The organism is Massilia eburnea, assembly GCF_050709955.1.
Lineage (GTDB): Bacteria > Pseudomonadota > Gammaproteobacteria > Burkholderiales > Burkholderiaceae_D > Rugamonas > Rugamonas eburnea_A.
Genome location: NZ_JBNZFX010000024.1, coordinates 1 through 21368 on the forward strand (window position 1 = coordinate 1; position 21368 = coordinate 21368).

The window sequence follows — 21368 nt, forward strand, 5'->3', positions numbered from 1 at the left end:
CAGTGACCGGAACTTCATCCGCATTAAATTCTGCGTGGAGGCCTCTAGTCAAAACCTCGGAATCTCCGCTCGTGGCTGGCAATTGGCAGCCAATCAGCGTGTATGCGGCACTCACGCCACGCGTGAGATTGTCCAGCACGATGTCGAGATAGGCCCGGAAATGCGCATCATCATTGCTGAGCGCATTCAGCGCACTGAGTTGCTCGGTGCTTAAAAGGGAAACTGACAGGCGGTAGGACTGATGCTTGAGAAGCAATAAGAGGAAAACAGTTTGTCGCGACGCCGGCAAGTTCAAGGACAAATCTGCCCAGCTACAGGCCGAACTATCCAACGCGCACAGGCGCGCCAGAATCGGCAGGAGTTCTCCATGCGTCGGCGTGCCTAACGCTCGCCATAATCTCAACCAGACGAGGCACTTTTCAGGCGGCTTGTTTCGCAACAACCATAGAAAATGGCGTGAGAACGCGACGGGTGTGCTTTCCCCTCGTCCTTGCAGCCCAAGTAACTGCGCAACAGTCGGTTGGCCATTGTTGAACAAGCTGTTTGGCAAGGCCTGGCCGTCCGGCCCCAACACTGGCCGGTTTTCGAAGTCGTGTCGCGAAAAAAAGCCATCCAGCAAACGGTCGTCCGCCATCCAGGCATGCAGGTCCAGGTCAACCTGCGGTGCTTTGGGTGGTTGGAATTTAGTGCCTTTGAATGCACGCGGATGGGCCGCCGTCGCGATGGGTTTCGCGCGCGGCGTGAGCAGCTGCGGCATTGCGGCGGGTGCCGATTCCTGTGGCTCTGAAAGCGTGGCCCAGAAAATTCGCCAAAATGCCGGCCACACGGATTCGATGTCGCGCGCGTTGCCCAATGCATGCCAATCTTCCGATAGCGCGTTCTTGTAGGGCAGCATAGCGCTGCTCAAAGCGTCCAAAGTACAGCTGGAGACCGACGGAATCTGTTTGTCAGATGACGCGAGGCTCACCCAGGCACTGATGCCATTACGATGCCGAATCAGGCTTAACAGGATGGGAGTGAACAATTTGATCGGTCTACGCTTTCTCAATGGCGAATTTTCTTCTTGGCAACATGATATCCTGTCCTGCTTATCGTGGTCGTTCCAGTGCATGGGGAGTTAGATTTTCTTGAGAAAGCTGAAGTCATTTCTGTTTAAATCCATAGTTGGTGTGCTTTTACTGGTACTCACGGCAGTACTTGTCGTGATGTTCATCAATCGCAAGGATGAACCGCCTTCCGAGGCCGCACTTAAGTTGCGAAAAATTGCCGAAAGCACGGCGCCGGTTGCGGACCGAGACAACGCCTTCGTGTATGTCATGGGATTTTCAGCGCCGGAGGACGCCGACGCCAGCGTCGTAGGTCTCTCTCGCGTGGAATGGTTGCGCCAATACATGGCTAGCCCCAGTAACCGTGCGATGCCTGAGGTGCCCGGAGAGAAGCGCGTTTCTTCCGAATCGCGGGACCCGGATTTGAAGTCGCTGGTAGTCACCTGCAAAGAAAACAATCGCGCCTGTGCAGATGCCTTGGAGCGCAATCGAGTACAGCTAAGTACCTGGACTCAACGCGAAGTAAAATTGATCGCGCGTTATGAACGCCTGATCGAGTTCAAGCAATGGCAAGAACTATGGCCAAGCGATGCACATGCCCCGTTTGCCCCGTTTGGCGATGTACTGGAGGCGCAACGCCTCATGCTTTTTAAAGCATGGGTAGTTGCCGATAAAGGTGGCGATGTGGCCTGCAAGCGCCTGCTGGAACGAGACCTTCAGTTCTGGCGTATGGCTTTGGTGGACAGTTCAAGCGTGGTTCCAAAATTGATCGCGGCAAGCGCGTTGGAACGGCATTTTGCATTGGGAAATCTTGTGTTGCGTCGTCTGCCCGCAAGCAAAGCCAGGAAAGCTGTGCCGGATGGGTGGCTCGAACCGTTTTCTGTTCGTGAACGTTCGATGACCAGGGCTATGGCCAACGAACTGATTTTCGCTGACAAGCTGATGGGCCCTGCGATACGCTCAAGCCATTTTCAGGAGTCTGACGATATCCTTGGCTCAAATTCCCTGATGGGAAAGCTATTTGGCAAATACCTTTTCCAGCCACAGGCCACGCTCAATATCAGCGCTGGGCGCCTGCTTGCCACCGCGGAGCTTTTCGATCGAGACCATCCTGCCATTACTCGTGCCGCGGACGCTTTGTTCGCTTCCAAGGACTTCGCCAGGAAGGACTTTTATGATCTCGGAATCTACAATTTTGCGGGAACTATAGTCGCCAATCTGAATGAGCCGGGAATTTATGCGCAGTATGGGTTCAATGTAGCAAACCTTGAAGGAGTACGCAGGGCGGCTCTTCTTGCGACCCAACTTCGTAGCAAAGGTGTCGAGGTCGTGCGTCTGGCAGAAAGCGTAAGCGGCGCAGAGCTACGCGACCCATATGACGGCAAGGCGTTCGCGTGGGACGCGTCAGATAAATCTATTGTGTTTCATCGGGCGCGTTCGGAAAAGCCGGATTTGAGAATTGCGTATTGAAGGTTGCATGGATACTTTCCCCGCGGGCCGCTACTAGTGTTGATGAGGTTTGCTGGCTTTGGTGTCTGGCACGGCTACGTTGACAGTCTGGCTTGTCAGAATCTTGTGATTAGGGTCGGCCAGTTCAAGCAGAATCTTGTGTGGGCCGGGAGTCAATCCGACCACGATAACTGGGTCGCCGCTGGTGTGCGCCCATGTACCGTGCCAGTCGTCGACTGTCACGTGCATGTGACCCAGGTGCGGTGACACGTCAGCTGCCTTAGGGCCAAACACTGGCATGATGCGCAGGTTCTCCGTGCGGAACTGTACGATCACTACGCCCCTCGCAAGCGCCTCCGGTTGCGGTGGATAGACGACCAGTTTGGCGGGCCCTTCGGAAGAGAGAGGGATGACTGGCGGAGGCAGGTCCACTTGCGCAAGGGCGTCGGCTGAAAGTATCGCGCCGTTGAAGGCACAAATCACCATACAGAACAGGTTTGGCATGGCTATTCCTTTCAAGGAAAGTTGATGACTGCTTTGGACGGCGACAATTTGATAGATTACACCTCCAGAAGCTCGTTACAATCCCGAGAACCCAAAACTCAGGAGACATGATGAATACCTGCTTAAAGACAGCTGCATTGCCGCTTATCCTGGCGCTGGCCAGCGTGGCCGGTGCGCAGGCGGCTACCGCCCCAGGCAAGCAATTCATCAAGATCCAGCTGGACGCAAGCGCTAACCAGGCCACCAATGGCCGCCTGCTGGTCTTTGCCAGGGACGCCAAGTCCGCCGAATCGGAAGCGTTTGAGAAGTCCAAGCAAAAATCCAGTGAAGTGACCGTGGTGGACGCAGATCCTTTCGCCGCGACCGCAACCGCAGTGACGGCACGAGAGGTCAGCCGCATCCAGCCCGGCCAAAGCGTGGAGATCGATGGCGACGACCTTGCGTTTCCCACGGCGTACTCGCAGCTCCCGCCTGGCGACTACTATGTCCAGGCTGTGTTGGATGTAGATCACAGCTATAACTACACCGGCCGTGGCGCGGGCGATTGGGTCAGTGATGTAGTCAAGTTGCACCTGCCTGCTACCGACATGCCTACGATCCGCTTGACCAAGACCTTGCCGGCGAAAGATCCATGGAAACGGGAGTCCGCATCCGAGAACGAGCGCACGGCGCTGGAAGCTGCGCATTTGCATGTCCAGCCGATTGATTTCACAAGTCCGGCGCTGAGTGCATTCTGGGGCCGCTCAGTGAAGATGGATGGCTGGGTGTTGACGCCGCCAGGCTATGATGCGAAGGCGAAAGTCAGTTATCCAACGGTCTACTTTACGCACGGCTTTGGAGGCAATGCGCCGCGCCTTGTGCCATTGCTGGCGGACCTTTACGGAGCCATGGCCAGCGGCAAGATGGCTCCCATGATCTGGGTGCTGCTGGACGAATCCAGTCCTACCGGGACGCATGAATTCGCGGATTCGGTCAACAACGGTCCGTGGGGCCAGGCCCTGACCGCCGAATTGATTCCCTACCTCGAGAAAAACTACCGGATGGACGGCAAGGCCAGTGGCCGCTTCCTGAACGGCCATTCATCGGGCGGTTGGGCCACGCTTTGGCTGCAGACGCGCTATCCCAAACTGTTTGGCGGTACTTGGTCGACGTCGCCGGACCCGTCAGACTTCCGCGATTTCACCGGCGTCGACCTTTATGCGCCACAGGCTAACGTCTTCCGCAAAGCGGATGGCAGCGCCTATCCATTGGTTCGCGACCACGACAAGGTGCTGGGCACGTTTGAGGAGTTCGCCAAGTTGGAGCGCGTGCTTGGCTCATATGGTGGCCAGCTCGCATCGATGGAGTGGGTGTTCTCGCCACGCAGCGCGGCTGGTGGCCCGCAGCCGATGTTTGACCGCGATACAGGCAGCGTTGATCCCGCCGTCGTTGCCTATTGGCGCGAGAATTTCGACATTGCCCACCGCATGAAGCGCGATTGGCCAGCGCTGAAAGCAGACCTGGATGGAAAAATCCATCTGTTCGTAGGTACCGCCGACACCTTCTACCTGGATGGTTCTGCGCAAAAGCTCCAGGCTGTGATGGAAGGGCTGAAGGCCAAGACAGATTTCCGGTTTATCCCCAACAAGACTCATTTCGACCTCTACCAGCAGGGCGAGAACAAGATGGCTTTGCTGCATGAAATCAGCTGGGAGATGTATGCAGTAGCCCGGCCTAAGTCAGTGTTGACGCCTGCCGCGAAATAACCACGACATGAACAAGTCATTTCCCTTGGCAGCAGTACTTTCGGCCGTGATCCTGTACTCGTCCGCGCCGCCCCGTTGTTCTGCTGCGCTTCCCGTATGCGGAAGCATTTCGTCTCAAGCGAAAAACGTACCGCTGGCATCAATGGGGATCAAAACGCCGGTCTATTTCATGCGCCGTGATGGGCAGTTCGCCAAAGCAGACCTGATCAATCAAGACAGCAAGCGCCTGGCTGAACACGAATTTGTGAATGGCGTGGACATGGCGCAGTCTGCGGATGGCCGCTGGATAAGCTATTTGGGAGTGCGTGCCGGGGACACAAGAATGCAGTATTGGCTGTTTGACCGGCAGACCAATTCTGTTCGGCTGGTCTACGAGCATCCCGCGCTCGGAGCACGTACCCCTATATTTTCACCAGACAGCAAATACCTCGTCGTCAGTGTTTCTGAAGTTGGTCTCTTCCTTTTCGATACTGCGTCAATGCGGAAGACCAAGTTAAGGCTGCCTGTCTCCATTCCGGAGAAGGAGATAGGGCCTTCGGCCAGGTGGTCAAAAGACGGCACCGAGTTGCTGATTCTTGTGCGCAGCATGCGTCATAACGGAAATGAAGTCCCTTTTGAGTACCTCTCTTATCGGCCAGCGTCGAAATCAATGGAGAAGCTTGCAGGTAGGGTCGAACCGAAAATCGCGCGGCATGCGTTCATGCGAAACGGCATGGAGATTCCCGTTTTCGAGGACTTGCTTCCTCGCTCTGCTCGCGAACCCGAGTCGGAGGGCTCTCCCAAGGGAACGTGGCACGCGTTTGTCGAAAATAAAGCCGATTCACAACAGTACGTGCTCAAGATTCGAAACCGGGATGGCAGCATAAAGACGGTCGGCAGCATAGGCGTTGCCTATTGTGGGCGGATGCTTATATCGGGTTGGCTGGATGAGGACCATCTCGTCATCAGGCATCGCTTCGATCAATACCTGGTATATGAAGCGAGCAGCGGAAATATGGCGGAGCTTCCTGAGGAGTTGAAGTCGTCGAGGAACTTTACCTGGTAGTCCTGACTGGGCGAGCTGCCTTTCGGGCAATCGTACGCGCCTCTTTTGGTCATTCACCTAGAATTGCCTCTTTTGTAACTTTATGAGAGTTGGTATGAAACTGGGCATTCAAAAAGCAGCAGCTGCGAGCGTCGTAATGATGGTGATGACCGGCGCCTTCGCACAGGAAGACGCGGTCGGCGAGGTAGAAGTGACCGATAAACTGATCAGCGTCAGTGGCAGCGGACACAAGCGTACATTTCCTTGCGACGGCCGCAAGCTTGAAGTAGTTGGCTCGGGCCACATTGTGACAACCACCGGAGTTTGCGGTGCGGTGGAGGTCCTGGGCGTTGGCAATACCGTGACTGTCGAAGTAAAGCCGAAAGGCCGGCTCGAAGTCACCGGAACAGACCACACGGTGCGCTGGAAATCTGAAGGCAAGATCGCGCAATCCGTCACTGGCACTGGGCACAGCGTTACCCGCATCAAGTAAGAAGGTCTGAGCTCCGGCGATTTCCTGTGAACTATCGGGCGATCTTGCGCGAGTTCGTCGCCAGTGCCAGGTCGGCAGCCAGTCGGTTATGGCGTTCAATCGTCAATGGCAGGTCGATGGTTTGCAGGATGCCATCCTTCACCACGACTTTGCCGTTGATGATGCTGTAGCTGACGTTGGCCGGTGTGCAGAATACGAGTGCGGCGACCGGGTCGTGGAGCGCGCCGGCAAATCCTACCTGGTCCAGCTTGAACATGACGATGTCGGCCGACATGCCTGGCTTCAGTGCGCCGATGTCGTCGCGGTTCAGCACTTTTGCGCCGCCCAATGTGGCCAGCTCCAGTGCCTGGCGTGCGGTCATCGCATCGGGGCCAAAGCCGACGCGCTGCAGCAGCATGGCTTGCCGCACTTCACCCAGCATGTGGGCACCATCATTGGACGCAGAGCCGTCGACGCCCAGGCCGACCGGAACGCCTGCGTCGACCATCTTGCGGACTGGCGCAATGCCAGATGCCAGCCGCATGTTCGAGCACGGGCAGTGTGCGACGCCCGTATTGGTACGCGCGAACATGTAGACGCCGTCGTCATCGAGCTGCACGCAGTGGGCGTGCCACACGTCGTGGCCCACCCAGCCGCAGTCCTCTGCGTATTCAGCTGGCGTCATATTGAACTTCTCGCGGCTGTAGGCGATGTCGTTGACGTTCTCCGCCAGGTGGGTGTGCAGCGATACGCCATGGCTGCGTGCGAGTGCGGCAGCTTCTTTCATCAGGTCGCGTGAGACGGAAAAGGGAGAGCAGGGCGCGACAACGATGCGCTGCATGGCGTGGCGTTCTGCGTTGTGATATGTCTCGATCAGGCGCTGGGTGTCGCGCAGGATCGCTTTTTCATCTTCAACGACGCAGTCCGGCGGCAGGCCGCCTTTCGACTGGCCAACACTCATGGAGCCACGGGCAGCGTGGAAGCGCATGCCGATCTTGCTTGCGGCTTCGATGCTGTCATCGAGCCTGCAATCGTTCGGGTAGATGTACAGGTGGTCGCTGCTGGTGGTGCAGCCGGAGAGGATCAGTTCAGACATGGCCGTCAGCGTCGACACGTGCACCATCTCTGCATCCAGGTTGGCCCAGATCGGGTACAGGTTGGTCAGCCAGGTGAATAATTCGCCGTTCTGCGCGGTGGGGATGACGCGCGTCAGGCTTTGATACATGTGATGGTGAGTGTTGACCAAACCTGGCATCACCACGTGGCCGGCAGCGTCAATGACTTCGCCGGCCGATAGAGGCAGCTCGGACGTCGGCCCGACTTGTTCAATGACATTGTCGCGCACGAAGATGGCGCCGTTGTCGATTTCGCGGCGCTGTTCGTCCATCGTGACAACCACGCGCGCATTTTTGATCAGGAGAGTTTTGCTCATTCAGTTCTTCTCGAAATGATTAAACACTGCGGAAACAATGCGCGCGGCAATGCGGAAACAATGTCAGGGAAAGGATCGGTCCTGCCACTTGCGGTGCAGGACCGGGGGAGTTTAGCCGACTTTTGGAATCAGCATAGGCTGCGGCACATCGTCTTCCTCATCCTCGTCGTGTTCGGCGACCGGGCGATCCGGCAGCACCAGGTTCAGCAGCACGGCGACGATGGCGGCGGTGGAGATACCCGAACCGAAAATCTCGTGCACGAAGGCCGGCAGCTTGGATAGCAGTTCCGGACGGACCGATACGGCCAGGCCGCAGCCCACGGATACCGCGATCAGCAGGCCGGTTCGCTTATCGTGTTCGACGTTGGACAGCATTTGTACGCCGGCCGCAATAATCATCGCGAACATCATCAGGCCCGCACCGCCCAGCACTGGTTGCGGAATCGTTACGACAATCGCGCCAAGTACCGGGAACAGGCCGGCAGCCGCCAGAAATACCCCGGTCAGCGCCACCACGTAGCGGCTTGCCACGCCAGTCAGCGAAATGACGCCAACGTTTTGCGCAAAGGTCGAAACCGGTGGCGCGCCCAGCACCGATACGAAGGCTGAACCCAGGCCGTCGCACAGCACGCCCCTGCACAGCAGCTTGCCTTTCATCTTGGTGTTGGTGGCGGAGCCCAGCGCCATGAAGGTGCCGGTGGTTTCCACGATGGTCACCACGTACGCCAGCGCCATGGCAAGGATGCCGCTGGGTGGAAAGGTCATGCCGAAGTACAGCGGCTGCGGAACGGCGAACACTGAGGCCTTCTGCACGGCAGCGAAATTCACCAGGCCCAGTCCCAGGCAAACGCAATAGCCAATTGCAATGCCAATCACCACGGCGGAGGCGGAGACGATGCCTTTTCCGAATTGGACCAGTGCGATCACGGTGGCCAGCACGAACAGCGCGATACCTAGGTTGGTAGGATCGCCGTAGTTCGCGCCGGCGTTCTTGCCGCCGGCTGCCCAGTCGACCGCAACGGGTACCAGCGACAAGCCGATCATGGTCACGACCACCGCCGTCACCTGGTGCGGGAACAGCTTGCGGATCTGCGGCATGAAGAAGCTGCCAAGGATCATGATTGCGGAGCCGGCCAGCGATGATCCAAGGATGCCGGCTACGCCATGTTCCAGGCCGACGCTGATGGCGGCGCCGACGAAGGCGAAACTGGTGCCCATCACGCAGGGCAGGCGGATGCCGACTCGGCCTACGCCGATGCATTGGATGGTGGTGACGATGCCGGAGCCTAACAGGGCGGCGTTGACCAGGGCAACCACCTGGTCGGCGGGGAGTTTCAGGACCGCGCCCACCACCAGTGGGACGGCGATGATGCCGCCCAGGGCAGCCAGCATGTGCTGGGCTGCCAACAGGGCGGTTGTGATTGGTGGTGGACGGTCGTCCACCTGGTATAGCAGGTTGTTCATGGTGTCTCCGTTATAGGATTTTTGTCTGAACTACTTTTTCCGGTGCTATCCGGCATGCCGCTGTGGGTCAGTGTTTAGAAATGGTACTCCGCGCGGATCATCGGGGTTTTGGCTGTGCTGCCAGGGATGTTATGTGGATTCCCGAACTTGTTGCGCCAGTATTGGTACTCCAGGCCGACTTTGAAGGTATTCGGCTTGGCGCCCAGGTGGCCGCTCAAGTCGTACATCACTTGCGCGTCGACGTTCACCTCCGGCGAAGTCTGGCCGCCGAATTCGTCCTTGCCTTTGCTGCCGATCCAGTTGGCGTAGCCTTCGAAGCTGAAGCCGGAACCGAGCGGGATGCCCCAGGCTGCGCTTAGCATCGCGTGGGTGTCGTATTTGTAGCGCTTGGCGACCCCGAGCGGCTGGTTGCTCTCCCACATACCGAGCAGGCTCACATTCAGGAAGCCCGGCACGTCGAGCATCAGGGTAGGGCCGGCTACGATCATGCGCTTGCGCGAGTTGTAGCTGTCGTCGTTCTTGGTGTTCCAGTCGAAGCCAGCGGTGATGCCGACGCCGCGTACCGGACCGAATTTGAAGTCCTTGCCGCTTACTTTGCCCAGGTCCAGGGTGTGGCGGTAGAGCAGGTAGGCTTCGTGCGCGTTGTTATCCTTGCCGTCGGAGCGCAGGAAGTCCAGGTTCATGTAGTTGCCACCGTATTTGTAGCCGTCGACGTAGGTCCAGTTCAGGATCTGCTTGTTGATGTCGTTCGGGTTGTACGGCTCGGCGAATTTGGTGCCGTAGCGGTAGCCAACGGAGGTGTCGCTCCAATCGGCGGCGCTGGCTTGTTGTGCGCCCATCGCCAGGGCCAGGACAGCGATGGTGCCTGCTGCCGCTACGCGTAATGCTTGCTGCATGGTGTCTCCTGTATTTTTTGATATGGAGTCCCGATTATGTCCGTGCAGGTCATGATTGATATTCACCACGGTGTATATATCGCAATGGCCTGCCGTATATGATTTTCCTCATTCACAAGAGGAGACCATATGGGCAAACTGAGTACACACGTCCTGGATATCACCCAGGGCAAGCCTGGCGCAGGCGTCAAAGTCAAACTTTTCCGCGTTGAGGGCAACACAAAAGTGTTGTTGAAGACCGACACCACCAACCAGGACGGCCGTTGCGAGACGCCTTTGCTGACTGGGGGCGAGGTCGTCGCTGGCAAATACGAGCTGGTTTTTGGTGCCGGCGATTACTTTGCTGCGCAAGGAGTGGCGCTGCCGGAACCGCGCTTTGTCGACGAAGTGATTATTGCGTTCGGCATTGCAGATGTTGATGCGAACTACCACGTGCCGATCGTGGTGTCGCCGTGGGCCTATTCGACTTACCGCGGCAGCTAGGAAGGTGTCATGACTACTTTGAAAGCGTTCCGCGCCAGCGTCCTGCATTTCACGGCGGATCCAACCTTCCATGCCAACGCATATGCTTGGCATGAGGACGGGCTGCTGGTGCTTGACGCAGGCCGCGTACAGGCGGCTGGCGATTACGCGAAGTTGAAGAACACCCTGCCGCCGGATATCCAGGTGCGCGATTACCGCGGCAGGATCATCATGCCGGGTTTTATCGACACCCACATCCATTATCCGCAGACGGACATGATCGCCTCGCCCGCGCCAGGACTACTGCCTTGGCTCGATACCTACACCTTCCCCACCGAGCGCCAGTTCAAGGACCCGGCGCACGCAGGGGAGGTGGCCGATTTCTTTGTCAAGGAGCTGCTGCGTTGCGGTACTACCACTGCCATGGTGTACTGCACCGTGCATCCGGAATCGGTGGATGCCTTCTTTGGGGCTGCGGAAGCGCGCAACTTGCGCATGGCGGCCGGCAAGGTGATGATGGACCGCCATTGCCCGGACTTCCTGCAGGACACTGCGGAAACCGGGGCGCGCGAGAGCGAGGAGCTGATTCATCGCTGGCACAACAAGGGCCGCAATATGTACGCTCTTACGCCGCGCTTTGCACCGACTTCCACCGAAGCGCAAATGCATATGTGCGGCGAACTGGCGCGAGCCTATCCGGACACATACGTTCAGACGCACGTGGCGGAAAACACGGATGAAGTGGCGTGGGTCAAGTCGCTGTTCCCGGATGCGCGCAGCTACCTGGACGTGTACGATAAATACGGCCTGCTGCGCCCACGCTCCATGTATGCGCATTGCATCTGGCTGGACAACGAAGACCGCGCACGGATGGCTGACACCGGCGCAGCCGTGTCGATGTGCGCCACGTCCAACCTGTTCCTGGGCAGCGGACTGTTCGACTTCGCTGCCGCGGACCGGCAGCATGTCGCGCTGTCGCTGGCGACAGACGTCGGCGGAGGGACCTCATTCTCCATGCTGCAGACCATGAACGAGACCTACAAGGTGGCGCGCATGGGCGGTACCTACTTGCCAGCGCTGCGCATGTTTTACATGGCGACGCTTGGCGGTGCGTGCAGCATGCACCTGGAAGGCACGGTGGGTAATTTCTCGGCCGGCGCCGAGGCGGACTTTATCGTGCTCGATCCGAAGGCGACGCCTTTGCTGGAGCGCCGCACCACTCGCTGCGATAGCTTGGAAGAACTGCTGTTCGCGCTGGCTTTGCTGGGCGACGATCGCGCTATCGCAGCTACTTATGCGGCAGGCGTTCAAGTACACCAGCGTGGCGAATAGTTGACCATAGCCTATGCGGGTCAGACCCTGCTTTGCCGGTTTTGGCGGCGTAAACCGGTAAACCTGGGTCAGACCCAAGGGTCAGACCCAAAAGCGAAAAAAAGACGCCGGTTGGAGGACCGGCGTTAAAAGAGAAAGTCTGTACTTTGAAGCCTATTGGGGCCAGATCTCGGCCAGGCGCAGCAGGTTGGTACTGCCTGGCTGACCGAACGGCGTCCCTGCGGCGATGGCGATCTGGTCGCCGGGTTTGACGAATCCTTCACGCAGCGCGGTACGGCAAGCCGCCGCCACCATTTCATCTACACTATTCACATCCTGGCTCACGGTGCTGTGCACACCCCAGGCCAGCGCCAGGCGGCGCGCCGTTTCCGGCTTTGGCGTGATGCTGACGATCGGTGCCATCGGCCGCTCGCGCGCGGTGCGCAGGCTGCTATGGCCCGAGGTGGTGTAGGCAACCATGGCTTTCGCGCCCATGATGCGGGCAGCGTCGCGCATGGCGGCGCTGATGGCATCGCCCTTATTCGACAGCGGCGCCTGGTGCTGGGCTTCGATCATGGCCGGATACAGTGGATCGCGCTCGACTTCCGAGATGATGCGGTCCATGATCGATACCGCCTGCACCGGATAGGCTCCGCTGGCCGATTCGGCCGACAGCATGACGGCATCAGCGCCTTCATACACGGCGTTGGCAACGTCGGATGCCTCGGCGCGGGTCGGCACCGGTGCGCTGACCATGGACTCCAGCATCTGCGTGGCGACGACCACCGGTTTGCCGTGCTTGCGGCACAGGCGCACGATGCGTTTTTGCACGCCAGGCACGCGCTCTGGCGGCAGTTCGACGCCCAGGTCGCCGCGCGCCACCATGATTGCGTCAGAAACGCCGACGATTTCTTCCAGCCGGTCCAGTGCGGCCGGCTTTTCCAGCTTGGATAGCACTCCGGCGCGGCCTTGCACCAGTTCCTTGGCCTGCACCACGTCTTCCGGCAGTTGCACGAAGGAGAGCGCGATCCAGTCCACGCCCAGGCCGAGCGCGAATTCGAGGTCGGCCTTGTCTTTCGTTGTCAGTGCAGGGATAGGCAGCACGGCGTCCGGCACGTTCACGCCCTTGCGGTCGGACAGCACGCCGCCGTTCACCACGCGGGTGCGGATGATCTCCGCGTCGCTGGCCAGAACTTCCAGCCTGATGCGGCCATCGTCCAGCAGCAGCGATTGGCCGGCACTGACGGCTGCGAATAGCTCAGGGTGCGGCAAGCGGACACGCGAGGCGCTGCCCGGTGCCGGCGCCTGGTCCAGCTGGAACTCCGCGCCTGCATTCAAGGTCACTTTGCCGCCTTCGAACTGGCCGATGCGCAGCTTGGGACCCTGCAAATCGGCCAGGATGGCGATCGGGCGTCCCAGTTCCTTTTCGATGGCGCGCACGATGCCATGGCGGGCCTGGTGGTCGGCATGGCTGCCGTGGCTGAAGTTGAATCGGAAGACGTCGGCGCCCGCTTCGAATAGCGCCTTGATGGTGGCGTAATCGCTGCTTGCTGGGCCGAGGGTTGCTACTATTTTTGCTTTGCGTTCGCGACGCATATAGGTGTCTCTCTCTATTCTCAATCGATCAAAGAATCAGGATGGCGCGGAAGTCGTTCACGTTGGTGCGTGTCGGACCGCTGACCACCAGGTCGTCCAGGGCGCTGAAGAAGCTGTAGGCATCGTTGTTGGCCAGCAGGTGCTTGCCGCTCACGCCCTTGGCATCGGCGCGGGCCAGCGAATCTGGAGAGTAGATGGCGCCGGCATTGTCTTCAGAGCCGTCGATGCCGTCGGTGTCGCAGGCGATTGCGTGCACGCCATCAGCACCTTCCATCGCCAGCGCGAAGCTGAGCAGGAACTCGACGTTGCGGCCACCGCGCCCGTTGCCGCGGACGGTGACGGTCGTCTCGCCGCCGGACAGGATCACGCAAGGACGCTGGAACGGCTGGCTGCGCGCCACCACCTGGCGCGCCAGGGCGGCATGCATCAAGCCGATGTCGCGCGCTTCGCCTTCGATGCCGTCGGACAGGATGTACGGTGTCAGGCCAGCCTCGCGAGCCTTCTCGGCAGCAGCTTCCAGCGCATGCTGCGCCGTGGCGATAACGTGGTGGCTGTGGTGATCGAAACGTGCATCGCCAGGCTTCGGTGTTTCGCTGGCCGCCGATTGCAGGTGCGCCAGCACGCTTTTCGGAATCTCTATCTGGTACTTGCACAGGATTGCCAGCGCCTCGGAGCTGGTGGAGGCATCGGGCAGGGTAGGACCGCTGGCGATCACGCGAGGATCGTCGCCAGGCACGTCGGAGATCAGCAGCGTCACCACACGCGCCTTGCCGCAGGCCAGAGCCAGTCGGCCTCCCTTGATTGCGGACAGGTGCTTGCGCACGCAGTTGATCTCGCCGATGGTAGCGCCGCTTTTCAGCAGCGCCTTGTTCAACGCCTGCTTTTCGGCCAGCGAAATCCCTTCGGCGGGCAGCGCCAGCAAGGCCGAGCCGCCGCCGGAAATCAGGCACAGTACCAGGTCGTTCTCGGTCAGGCCTTGCACCATTTCCAGCATGCGCGCCGCGGCTTTCTGGCCGGCGTCATCGGGCACCGGATGGGATGCTTCCACCACTTCGATATGCTGGGTGTCCGCACCATGGCCGTAGCGGGTCACTACCAGCCCGGACAACGGACCTTGCCAGCTACGTTCCACGGCTTGTGCCATGGCGGCAGCACCTTTGCCCGCGCCAATCACCAAAGTCCTGCCATTGGTGGGTGGTGGCGGCAGGTAGTCCCGCACCAGGTTGCGCGGGTGGACCGCACCGATGGCTGCGTCATACAGGTCGAGCAGGAGCTCGCGAGGGGCTGGTGCGGACGTCATATCAGGCCTGCGAAATGCGGTGGTTGGACATCAGTTCGATCGCCTGGCACAGTGCGGAGTGGTCGAGGCCGGACAAACCGTTGGCGGCGCAGGCGTTCATCAGCTCCTGCGTGGTTGATGTGTTCGGCAGCGACACGCCCAGCGCCTTGGCGCCTTGCAATGCCAGGTTCAGGTCTTTCTGGTGCAGGGCGATGCGGAAGCCAGGGTTGAAGGTGCGCTTCACCATGCGCTCGCCGTGCACTTCCAGGATGCGCGAAGAGGCAAATCCCCCCATCAACGCTTCACGCACCTTGGCTGGATCGGCACCGGCCTTCGATGCGAACAGCAGCGCTTCCGCCACGGCCTGGATGTTCAGCGCCACAATGATCTGGTTGGCGACCTTGGTGGTCTGGCCATCGCCGTTGCCGCCGACCAGGGTGATGTTCTTGCCCATCAGGTCAAACAGCGGCTTGACGGTGTCGAAGGCTTCCTGCGGGCCGCCAACCATGATGGTCAGCGAGGCCGCCTTGGCGCCTACTTCGCCGCCGGAGACCGGGGCGTCCAGGTAGGCACAGCTCTTCTTGTTGATTTTCTTGGCGAATTCCTTGGTGGCGATCGGGGAGATCGAGCTCATGTCCACTACGATCTTGCCCGCGCTCAGTCCGGCGGCGATACCGTTCTCGGAGAAAAGGACTTCTTCCACCTGCGGCGTATCGGGCACCATCAGGAAGATGATGTCGGCGCGTTTTGCCACTTCCATCGCGGAGGTGCAGACGGTGGCGCCGCCTTCGACCAGGTTGGCCGGCGGATTTTTCACGTCGTGCAGGTAGAGTTTGTGGCCGGCTGCCTGCAGGTGTCCTGCCATAGGGCCACCCATGATGCCGAGGCCGATGAATCCGAGTTTTTGCATAATGTGTCTCCTTTAAGTTTTAAACGCTGCGCCAGCCCAGGCCTGCTTCGGTGCCGGCCTTCGGTTTATATTCGCAGCCCACCCAGCCGTCGTAGCCGATTTCGTCGAGGAAGTTGAGCAGGTAGCGGTAATTGATTTCGCCGGTGCCCGGCTCGTAGCGGCCCGGATTGTCGGCCAACTGCACGTGCTTGATCACCGACAGGTGGTTCTTGATGCTGTTGGCCAGTTCTCCTTCCATGCGCTGCATGTGATAGATGTCGTACTGCAGGAACAGGTTGTCCGAACCGACGGATTCGATCAGGTCCAGGCCCTGGCGGGTGCCCGACAGGAAAAAAACCCGGGATATCGAAGGTGTTGATCGGTTCGATCAGCAGCGGGATGCCGGCCTTCTTCAGCGCGGTAGCCGCAAACTTCAGGTTGCTCACCAGCGTTGGCGCGGGCATCGGCATCGGCCACGCCTTCCGGCTTGATGCCGACCAGGCAGTTGATGCGCTGGGTTTCCAGAACGCTGGCGTAGGCCAGGGCCGTTTCCACGCCCTGTTCGAACTCGCCGATGCGGTTCGGGTGGCAAGCGATGCCACGCTCACCGCCGGCCCAATTGCCGGCAGGGAGGTTGTGCAGCACCATTTCCAGCTTGTGCTTCTCGAGTTGCTCGTGAACCTGCTGCGGCTCGAACTCGTAAGGGAACAGGAATTCCACACCCTTGAAGCCGTTGCGCGCGGCGGCGCCGAAGCGTTCCAGGAAAGGCTGCTCGTTGAATAGCATGGTCAGGTTGGCAGCGAAATTTGGCATTGCAGTTCCTCTTAAGCGGCGTCGATGATGTCGTTGAATTCGTTGATGGCGTTGATCTCGGTACCCATCGCGATATTGGTGACACGCTCCAGTATCACTTCCACCACCACCGGTACACTGAATTTCGCCATCAGTTCGCGCGCCTGTTCGAAGGCGGGGATGATGTCGTCCGGCTTGTGCACGCGGATCGCCTTGCAGCCCAGGCCTTCCACCACGGCCACGTGGTCCACGCCGTAGCCGTTCAATTCCGGCGCATTCACGTTTTCGAACGACAGCTGCACGCAGAAGTCCATATCGAAGCCGCGCTGCGACTGGCGGATCAGGCCCAGGTATGAGTTATTCACCAGCACATGGATGTAAGGCAGCTTGAATTGCGCGCCCACGGCCAGTTCTTCGATCAGGAACTGGAAGTCGTAGTCGCCCGAAATTGCCACGATGTCGGTGGTCGGGTCGGAGGCGCGCACGCCCAGCGCGGCAGGGATGGTCCAACCCAGCGGGCCAGCCTGGCCGCAGTTGATCCAGTTGCGCGGCTGGTAGACGTGCAGGAACTGCGCGGCGGCGATCTGCGACAGGCCGATGGCGGACACGTAGCGCGTATTGCGGCCGAAGTACTTGTTCATCTCTTCGTACACGCGCAGCGGCTTGACCGGTACGTTGTCGTAGTCGGTGCGGCGCAGCATGGTGCGCTTGCGGTGCTGGCACTGGGCCACCCAGCCGGTGCGGTCGCGCAGTTTGCCGGCGGCCTTCCATTCCTTGGCCACTTCGATGAAGAGTTCCAGCGCGTAGCCGGCGTCGGACACGATACCGAGATCCGGGCCGAATACGCGGCCGATCTGGGTTGGCTCGATATCAACGTGCACGAAGGTGCGGCTTTCGGTGAACACGTCGACGGAGCCGGTGTGGCGGTTAGCCCAGCGGTTGCCGATGCCGATGATGAAGTCGGAAGCCAGCACGGTGGCATTGCCGTAGCGGTGGCTGGTCTGCAGGCCGGCCATGCCTGCCATCAGCGGGTGGTCGTCGGGGATGGTGCCCCAGCCCATCAGCGTCGGGATCACGGGCACGTTGACTATCTCGGCAAATTCCTGCAACAGGGTGGAAGCGTTGGCGTTGATGATGCCGCCGCCTGCGGTGATCAGCGGATGTTCGGCGTCGTTCATCATCTCCAGTGCCTTCTCGACCTGGGCGCGCGAGGCGCGCGGCTTGAAGGCGTCCAGCGGGGTGTAGGTCTCCGGATCGAATTCGATCTGCGCCATCATCACGTCGAACGGCAGGTCGATCAGCACCGGGCCCGGACGGCCGGAGCGCATCAGGTGGAAGGCTTGCTGGAACACGCGCGGCACCTGGGCCGGTTCCAGGACCGTGGTTGCCATCTTGGTGACCGGTTTGGCGATGGACGAGATGTCCACGGCCTGGAAATCTTCCTTGTGCAGGCGGGCGCGCGGCGCCTGGCCGGTGATGCACAGGATCGGGATCGAGTCCGCTTGCGCCGAGTACAGGCGGTGATCATGTCGGTGCCGGCAGGCCCGGAGGTGCCGATGCAGACGCCGATATTGCCTGGAGCGGCGCGGGTATAGCCTTCAGCCATGTGGGAAGCGCCTTCAACATGGCGGCCCAGGATGTGCTTGATCTTGCCGTTCTTCTTCAGTGCGGCGTACAGCGGATTGATGGCGGCGCCCGGTACACCGAATGCAACCGAAATGCCTTCCTTCTGCAGTACGTGGACAGCCGCTTCGGCTGCCGTCATTTTTGCCATGGTGATCTCCTGATATGCATGCAAGCTCTGTTGTTGATGTTTTGTATGCTATAGGCGATGAGTTCCCCTGATAAGACGACAAAAAATCGTTTCATTCGATACACTGGGTATGGAATAATCGAAATCATGGACAAGCTGAAGCAAATTGAGGCCTTCGTGGCCGTGGTCGAGAAGGGCAGCCTGGCGCGCGCCGCGCTGGAACAGAACATCACGCCCGTGATGCTGGGGCGCCGGATCGACGCGCTGGAGAAGCGCCTGGGCGTGAAACTGATGCACCGCACAACGCGCCATTTGACGTTGACGGAGCAGGGCAATGTTTTCCTTGAAGATTGCCGCAAGCTTCTCTCTGGCCTGGACATCGCCGAGCGCAATATTTCGGAAGGACGGCACAAGGCCACCGGCCACTTGATCGTGTCGGCCCCGGCCTCGTTTGGGCGCCAGCATGTTGCAACCGCACGCGCCGGCGTTTTTGGCTGCCAATCCGGACGTGCAGCTATCCTTCAACCTGACCGACCAGGTGATCGACCTGGTGAGGGAAGGCTACGACCTGGGCATCCGCATCGGTGGCGTGATCGACCCGAGTTTCGTGGCGGTGCGGCTGGCGAAGAACCGCCGTGTTGTTTGCGGTACACCGGAATACTTCGAGCGTCATGGCATTCCGCGCACGCTGGACGACCTGGCGCAGCACAACTGCCTGGCCTTCAACCTGCAAGGCGGCCAGCAGCGTGGCTGGTACTTCCAGCAGGGCGGCAAGCCGGTAACGGTAAGGGTGCAGGGGAATCTGGACTGCAACGACGGCGAGCTGCTGCACCGCTGGGCGTGCGAAAGCCTGGGCCTGGCCTGGCGTTCAACCTGGGAAATCCAGGCGCAGCTTGCCGAAGGCAGCCTGATTACGGTACTCGACGATTTTGCGCTGCCGGATTACGACATCATGGCCGTCTACCTGCAGCAAAGGCATTTGCCGGCGAAGATACGCTTCTTCATCGACGAATTGAAGGAAGTCTATGCGCAGCCGGGGTACTGGACTAGGCCGACAGCGCTTGTTCCGGCAAGCGCGGCTGCGACAGGAACACGGCAATTTCCGCCATCGCCTTGAACAACGAGGCGGTCAGCAGCGAAACCTGGGTGCGCGACGGATCGTTCTCGAGATGGTTGACCGGCGTCAGCTCGCGCATCAGGCGCGCGCGCACGATCTGCAGGCCGCATTGGCCGATGATGGTGGCGAGGCGCGGCAACAGCTCCCGCATCTGCTGCATGGCTTCATTGCTGGCGGCGCCGATTTCCAGCACCACGCCAAGTTCCGATGGCTCCATCTGTATCACGATCTTGCCGATGTCGGGCAAGTTCATTTCCAGGCGCAGTGCCACGCGCGGCCTGCGGCGGCGCTGCTCCGGTGGCCCTTCTTCCTGGCCGGGATCGCGCGCCACCACACGCAGCGTGAGCTTCTCGGCACCCCAGGCGTAGACGGCAAAACGCCAGGCATCCAGCTCGGACACCAGGCCCGGATAAGGGCGGCTATCGCGCAACACGGGCGGCGGCGGGTCGGCCATGAACAGGCTGGCCGGCACGTGCCGGCCTTCATTCTGCTGCTGCAGCGCGGCGCGCTGATCGCCATAGGTGCGCACCATGACTTGCCATGAGGCGGCCAGCAAATTGGTATCCGGAGTGTGCCAGACCATCTGGCGCAAGGGGAACAACTGGTTTGGCTGCATCGACAGCGCTTCCTGCGACAGCAGGGCGCCGATGGTTGCCCCTGCGGCAGCCGTGCTGCGAACCAGCTGGTTTTGCTGCGCACCTTCCATTGCCTCGATCAGTGCGCCGACGGACGCGGGCAGGCCGCTTTGCAGCGCGAACTCGGGCGCATCGCCCGGCGGCTGGGCAACCGGCGGAACCGGCTGGGCATTGACCTGGCCGGGATTTTCCCGGACCTGGCGGTCGTGAATGCTCAGGCTCGAATTGGAAGGAGTGACGCGATCGATTGCCATACAAACTGATAGTAATACGGCGATATAAAAAAAGCCAACCGCGCACGGTTGGCTTTTTCAGGCCACACTGCGGAATTACTGCAGCAGGGACAGGACCAGGGAGGACTGGCTGTTGGTCTGCTTCAGCATTGCGGTGCCGGCTTGCAGCAGCATCTGCGAGGAGGTCATCTTCGCGGATTCGGAAGCGAAGTCCACGTCCATGATGCGGCCGGTTGCGTTCTTGGTGTTGGTCGAGATGTTCGACAGGTTGTTGAACACGTGGTCCAGGCGGTTGGCTGCTGCACCGAGGCTCGAACGGGCGGAAGCGACGGTATCGATCGCGGTCCGACAGCTTGTCGATGGTGGCGTTGGCGGCGGTGGTCAGTTCGACGCCTGGGGTGCCTGGAATGTTGTACACCGAGGTAGCAGCCTGGATGTTAGCGCCGATGGTGCCGGCGGTAGCGACTGGGCCGAAGGTGGCGGACAGGTCCAGCGTCATGGTTTCGCTGGTCGAAGCGCCGATCTGGAAAGTCATGGCTGCAGCCAGGGTGCCGCCTTGCATCAGTTTCTGGCCGCCGAAGCTGGTGTTGGTCATGACGTTAGCCAGTTCCTTGCCCAGTGCGTCGTATTCGCTCTGCATTGCGGTCTTGTCGGCGGCGTTCGACGAGGCGTCGGCTGCCTGGGTTGCCAGATCCTTCATGCGGGTCAGCATGTTGCCGACTTCGTCCAGCGCGCCTTCTGCGGTTTGCAGCAGGGAGGTCGAGTTCTGGGTGTTGCGCATTGCGACGCTCATGCCGCTGGTCTGCGACTTCAGGCGGGTGGCGATCTGCAGGCCGGCTGCGTCGTCCATTGCCGAGTTGATACGGAAGCCGGTGCTCAGGCGGGTCATCGAGGTCGACAGCGACGACTGGGTGCGGCCGATCGAGTTTTTGTGCGGACAGGGCGGCAGCGTTGGTGTGAAGGCTCAGCATGATAACTCCTGGGTGGTTTGGTCGGTTTGAGCAGCGAGTCTTTTTCTGCGCTCTCAGAAGTACAAGACGACCGTACAGTCAGGGGCATTAAATGCCGAGTGGAAATTTTTTCGAATTTTTTTGCGGCCCTATGAAAAAAGGGGCCGAAGCCCCTTTGCTGTTACATATTTGGATAGTTCGGGCCGCCGCCGCCCTCTGGCGTGATCCAGACGATATTCTGGGTCGGGTCCTTGATATCGCAAGTCTTGCAATGTACACAATTCTGCGCATTGATCTGCAGGCGGTCCTGGCCTTCGTC

General features: G+C 59.9%; 16 protein-coding genes and 4 pseudogenes. 7 read left to right on the plus strand and 13 right to left on the minus strand.

Going from position 1 to position 21368, the window contains the following annotated elements:
• Window positions 1-895: hypothetical protein (locus tag ACQ4MM_RS13260; RefSeq protein WP_431477808.1), on the minus strand; the 895-nt coding region annotated here is incomplete at its 3' end.
• Between the two features lie 232 nt (window positions 896-1127).
• Here ACQ4MM_RS13260 and ACQ4MM_RS13265 point away from each other — a divergent pair.
• Window positions 1128-2516 carry a hypothetical protein gene (locus ACQ4MM_RS13265; RefSeq protein WP_431477809.1) on the plus strand — a complete coding sequence of 463 codons (1389 nt, stop codon included), beginning with the start codon at window positions 1128-1130 and terminating at the stop codon, window positions 2514-2516.
• A 33-nt stretch (window positions 2517-2549) separates the two neighbouring features.
• Here ACQ4MM_RS13265 and ACQ4MM_RS13270 read toward each other — a convergent pair whose 3' ends face one another.
• Window positions 2550-2999, minus strand: a complete 450-nt coding sequence (locus tag ACQ4MM_RS13270) for a DUF6130 family protein (RefSeq protein WP_431477810.1) — start codon at window positions 2997-2999, stop codon at window positions 2550-2552.
• Between ACQ4MM_RS13270 and ACQ4MM_RS13275 the strand changes: the two genes are divergently transcribed.
• From ACQ4MM_RS13275 to ACQ4MM_RS13285, 3 genes are all read left to right on the plus strand, one after another.
• Window positions 2993-4744: an alpha/beta hydrolase gene (locus ACQ4MM_RS13275; protein WP_431477811.1), complete on the plus strand. Its 1752-nt coding sequence runs from the start codon at window positions 2993-2995 to the stop codon at window positions 4742-4744. The genes ACQ4MM_RS13270 and ACQ4MM_RS13275 overlap by 7 nt on opposite strands.
• Window positions 4745-4751: 7 nt before the next feature.
• On the plus strand, window positions 4752-5789 hold the full coding sequence (locus ACQ4MM_RS13280; protein ID WP_431477812.1) for a TolB family protein: 1038 nt from the start codon (window positions 4752-4754) through the stop codon (window positions 5787-5789).
• Between the two features lie 94 nt (window positions 5790-5883).
• On the plus strand, window positions 5884-6261 hold the full coding sequence (locus ACQ4MM_RS13285) for a DUF3060 domain-containing protein (protein WP_431477813.1): 378 nt from the start codon (window positions 5884-5886) through the stop codon (window positions 6259-6261).
• Window positions 6262-6292: 31 nt separating this feature from the next.
• Here the strand turns inward: ACQ4MM_RS13285 and ACQ4MM_RS13290 are convergent, their stop codons facing one another.
• The 3 genes from ACQ4MM_RS13290 to ACQ4MM_RS13300 form a co-directional block, all read right to left on the minus strand.
• Window positions 6293-7672: an 8-oxoguanine deaminase gene (locus tag ACQ4MM_RS13290; protein ID WP_431477814.1), complete on the minus strand. Its 1380-nt coding sequence runs from the start codon at window positions 7670-7672 to the stop codon at window positions 6293-6295.
• Between the two features lie 111 nt (window positions 7673-7783).
• Window positions 7784-9136, minus strand: a complete 1353-nt coding sequence (locus tag ACQ4MM_RS13295; RefSeq protein WP_431477815.1) for a uracil-xanthine permease family protein — start codon at window positions 9134-9136, stop codon at window positions 7784-7786.
• A gap of 74 nt (window positions 9137-9210) precedes the next feature.
• On the minus strand, window positions 9211-10032 hold the full coding sequence (locus ACQ4MM_RS13300) for an outer envelope protein (protein ID WP_431477816.1): 822 nt from the start codon (window positions 10030-10032) through the stop codon (window positions 9211-9213).
• A gap of 129 nt (window positions 10033-10161) precedes the next feature.
• Here ACQ4MM_RS13300 and uraH point away from each other — a divergent pair, with 129 nt between their 5' ends.
• Window positions 10162-10515: a hydroxyisourate hydrolase gene (gene uraH, locus ACQ4MM_RS13305; protein WP_431477817.1), complete on the plus strand. Its 354-nt coding sequence runs from the start codon at window positions 10162-10164 to the stop codon at window positions 10513-10515.
• Window positions 10516-10524: 9 nt separating this feature from the next.
• Window positions 10525-11826 (plus strand): guanine deaminase, encoded by a 1302-nt coding sequence (gene guaD / locus ACQ4MM_RS13310; protein ID WP_431477818.1) that lies wholly within the window; start codon window positions 10525-10527, stop codon window positions 11824-11826.
• A gap of 153 nt (window positions 11827-11979) precedes the next feature.
• Here guaD and pyk read toward each other — a convergent pair whose 3' ends face one another.
• The 5 genes and pseudogenes from pyk to gcl all read right to left on the minus strand — a co-directional run bounded on the left by pyk (window position 11980) and on the right by gcl (window position 18135).
• The gene (gene pyk, locus ACQ4MM_RS13315; RefSeq protein WP_431477819.1) at window positions 11980-13401 is read right to left on the minus strand and encodes a pyruvate kinase; all 1422 of its coding nucleotides are present in this window, start codon (window positions 13399-13401) and stop codon (window positions 11980-11982) included.
• Between the two features lie 28 nt (window positions 13402-13429).
• Window positions 13430-14701: a glycerate kinase type-2 family protein gene (locus tag ACQ4MM_RS13320; RefSeq protein ID WP_431477820.1), complete on the minus strand. Its 1272-nt coding sequence runs from the start codon at window positions 14699-14701 to the stop codon at window positions 13430-13432.
• Between the two features lies 1 nt (window position 14702).
• Window positions 14703-15590 carry a 2-hydroxy-3-oxopropionate reductase gene (glxR, locus tag ACQ4MM_RS13325; RefSeq protein WP_431477821.1) on the minus strand — a complete coding sequence of 296 codons (888 nt, stop codon included), beginning with the start codon at window positions 15588-15590 and terminating at the stop codon, window positions 14703-14705.
• Window positions 15591-15609: 19 nt separating this feature from the next.
• A pseudogene (gene hyi, locus ACQ4MM_RS13330) lies at window positions 15610-16382 on the minus strand (hydroxypyruvate isomerase).
• Window positions 16383-16393: 11 nt separating this feature from the next.
• A pseudogene (gene gcl, locus ACQ4MM_RS13335) lies at window positions 16394-18135 on the minus strand (glyoxylate carboligase).
• Window positions 18136-18261: 126 nt separating this feature from the next.
• Here gcl and ACQ4MM_RS13340 point away from each other — a divergent pair.
• Window positions 18262-19231 (plus strand): annotated as a pseudogene (locus ACQ4MM_RS13340) (LysR family transcriptional regulator).
• On the opposite strand, the gene ACQ4MM_RS13345 reads toward ACQ4MM_RS13340, so the two are convergent.
• From ACQ4MM_RS13345 to ACQ4MM_RS13355, 3 genes and pseudogenes are all read right to left on the minus strand, one after another.
• Window positions 19161-20120: a hypothetical protein gene (locus tag ACQ4MM_RS13345; protein ID WP_431477822.1), complete on the minus strand. Its 960-nt coding sequence runs from the start codon at window positions 20118-20120 to the stop codon at window positions 19161-19163. The pseudogene ACQ4MM_RS13340 and the gene ACQ4MM_RS13345 overlap by 71 nt on opposite strands.
• A 75-nt stretch (window positions 20121-20195) precedes the next feature.
• A pseudogene (locus tag ACQ4MM_RS13350) lies at window positions 20196-21070 on the minus strand (flagellin).
• Window positions 21071-21230: 160 nt separating this feature from the next.
• The coding region (locus tag ACQ4MM_RS13355) for a 4Fe-4S dicluster domain-containing protein (RefSeq protein WP_431477823.1) at window positions 21231-21368 on the minus strand (138 nt) is incomplete at its 5' end.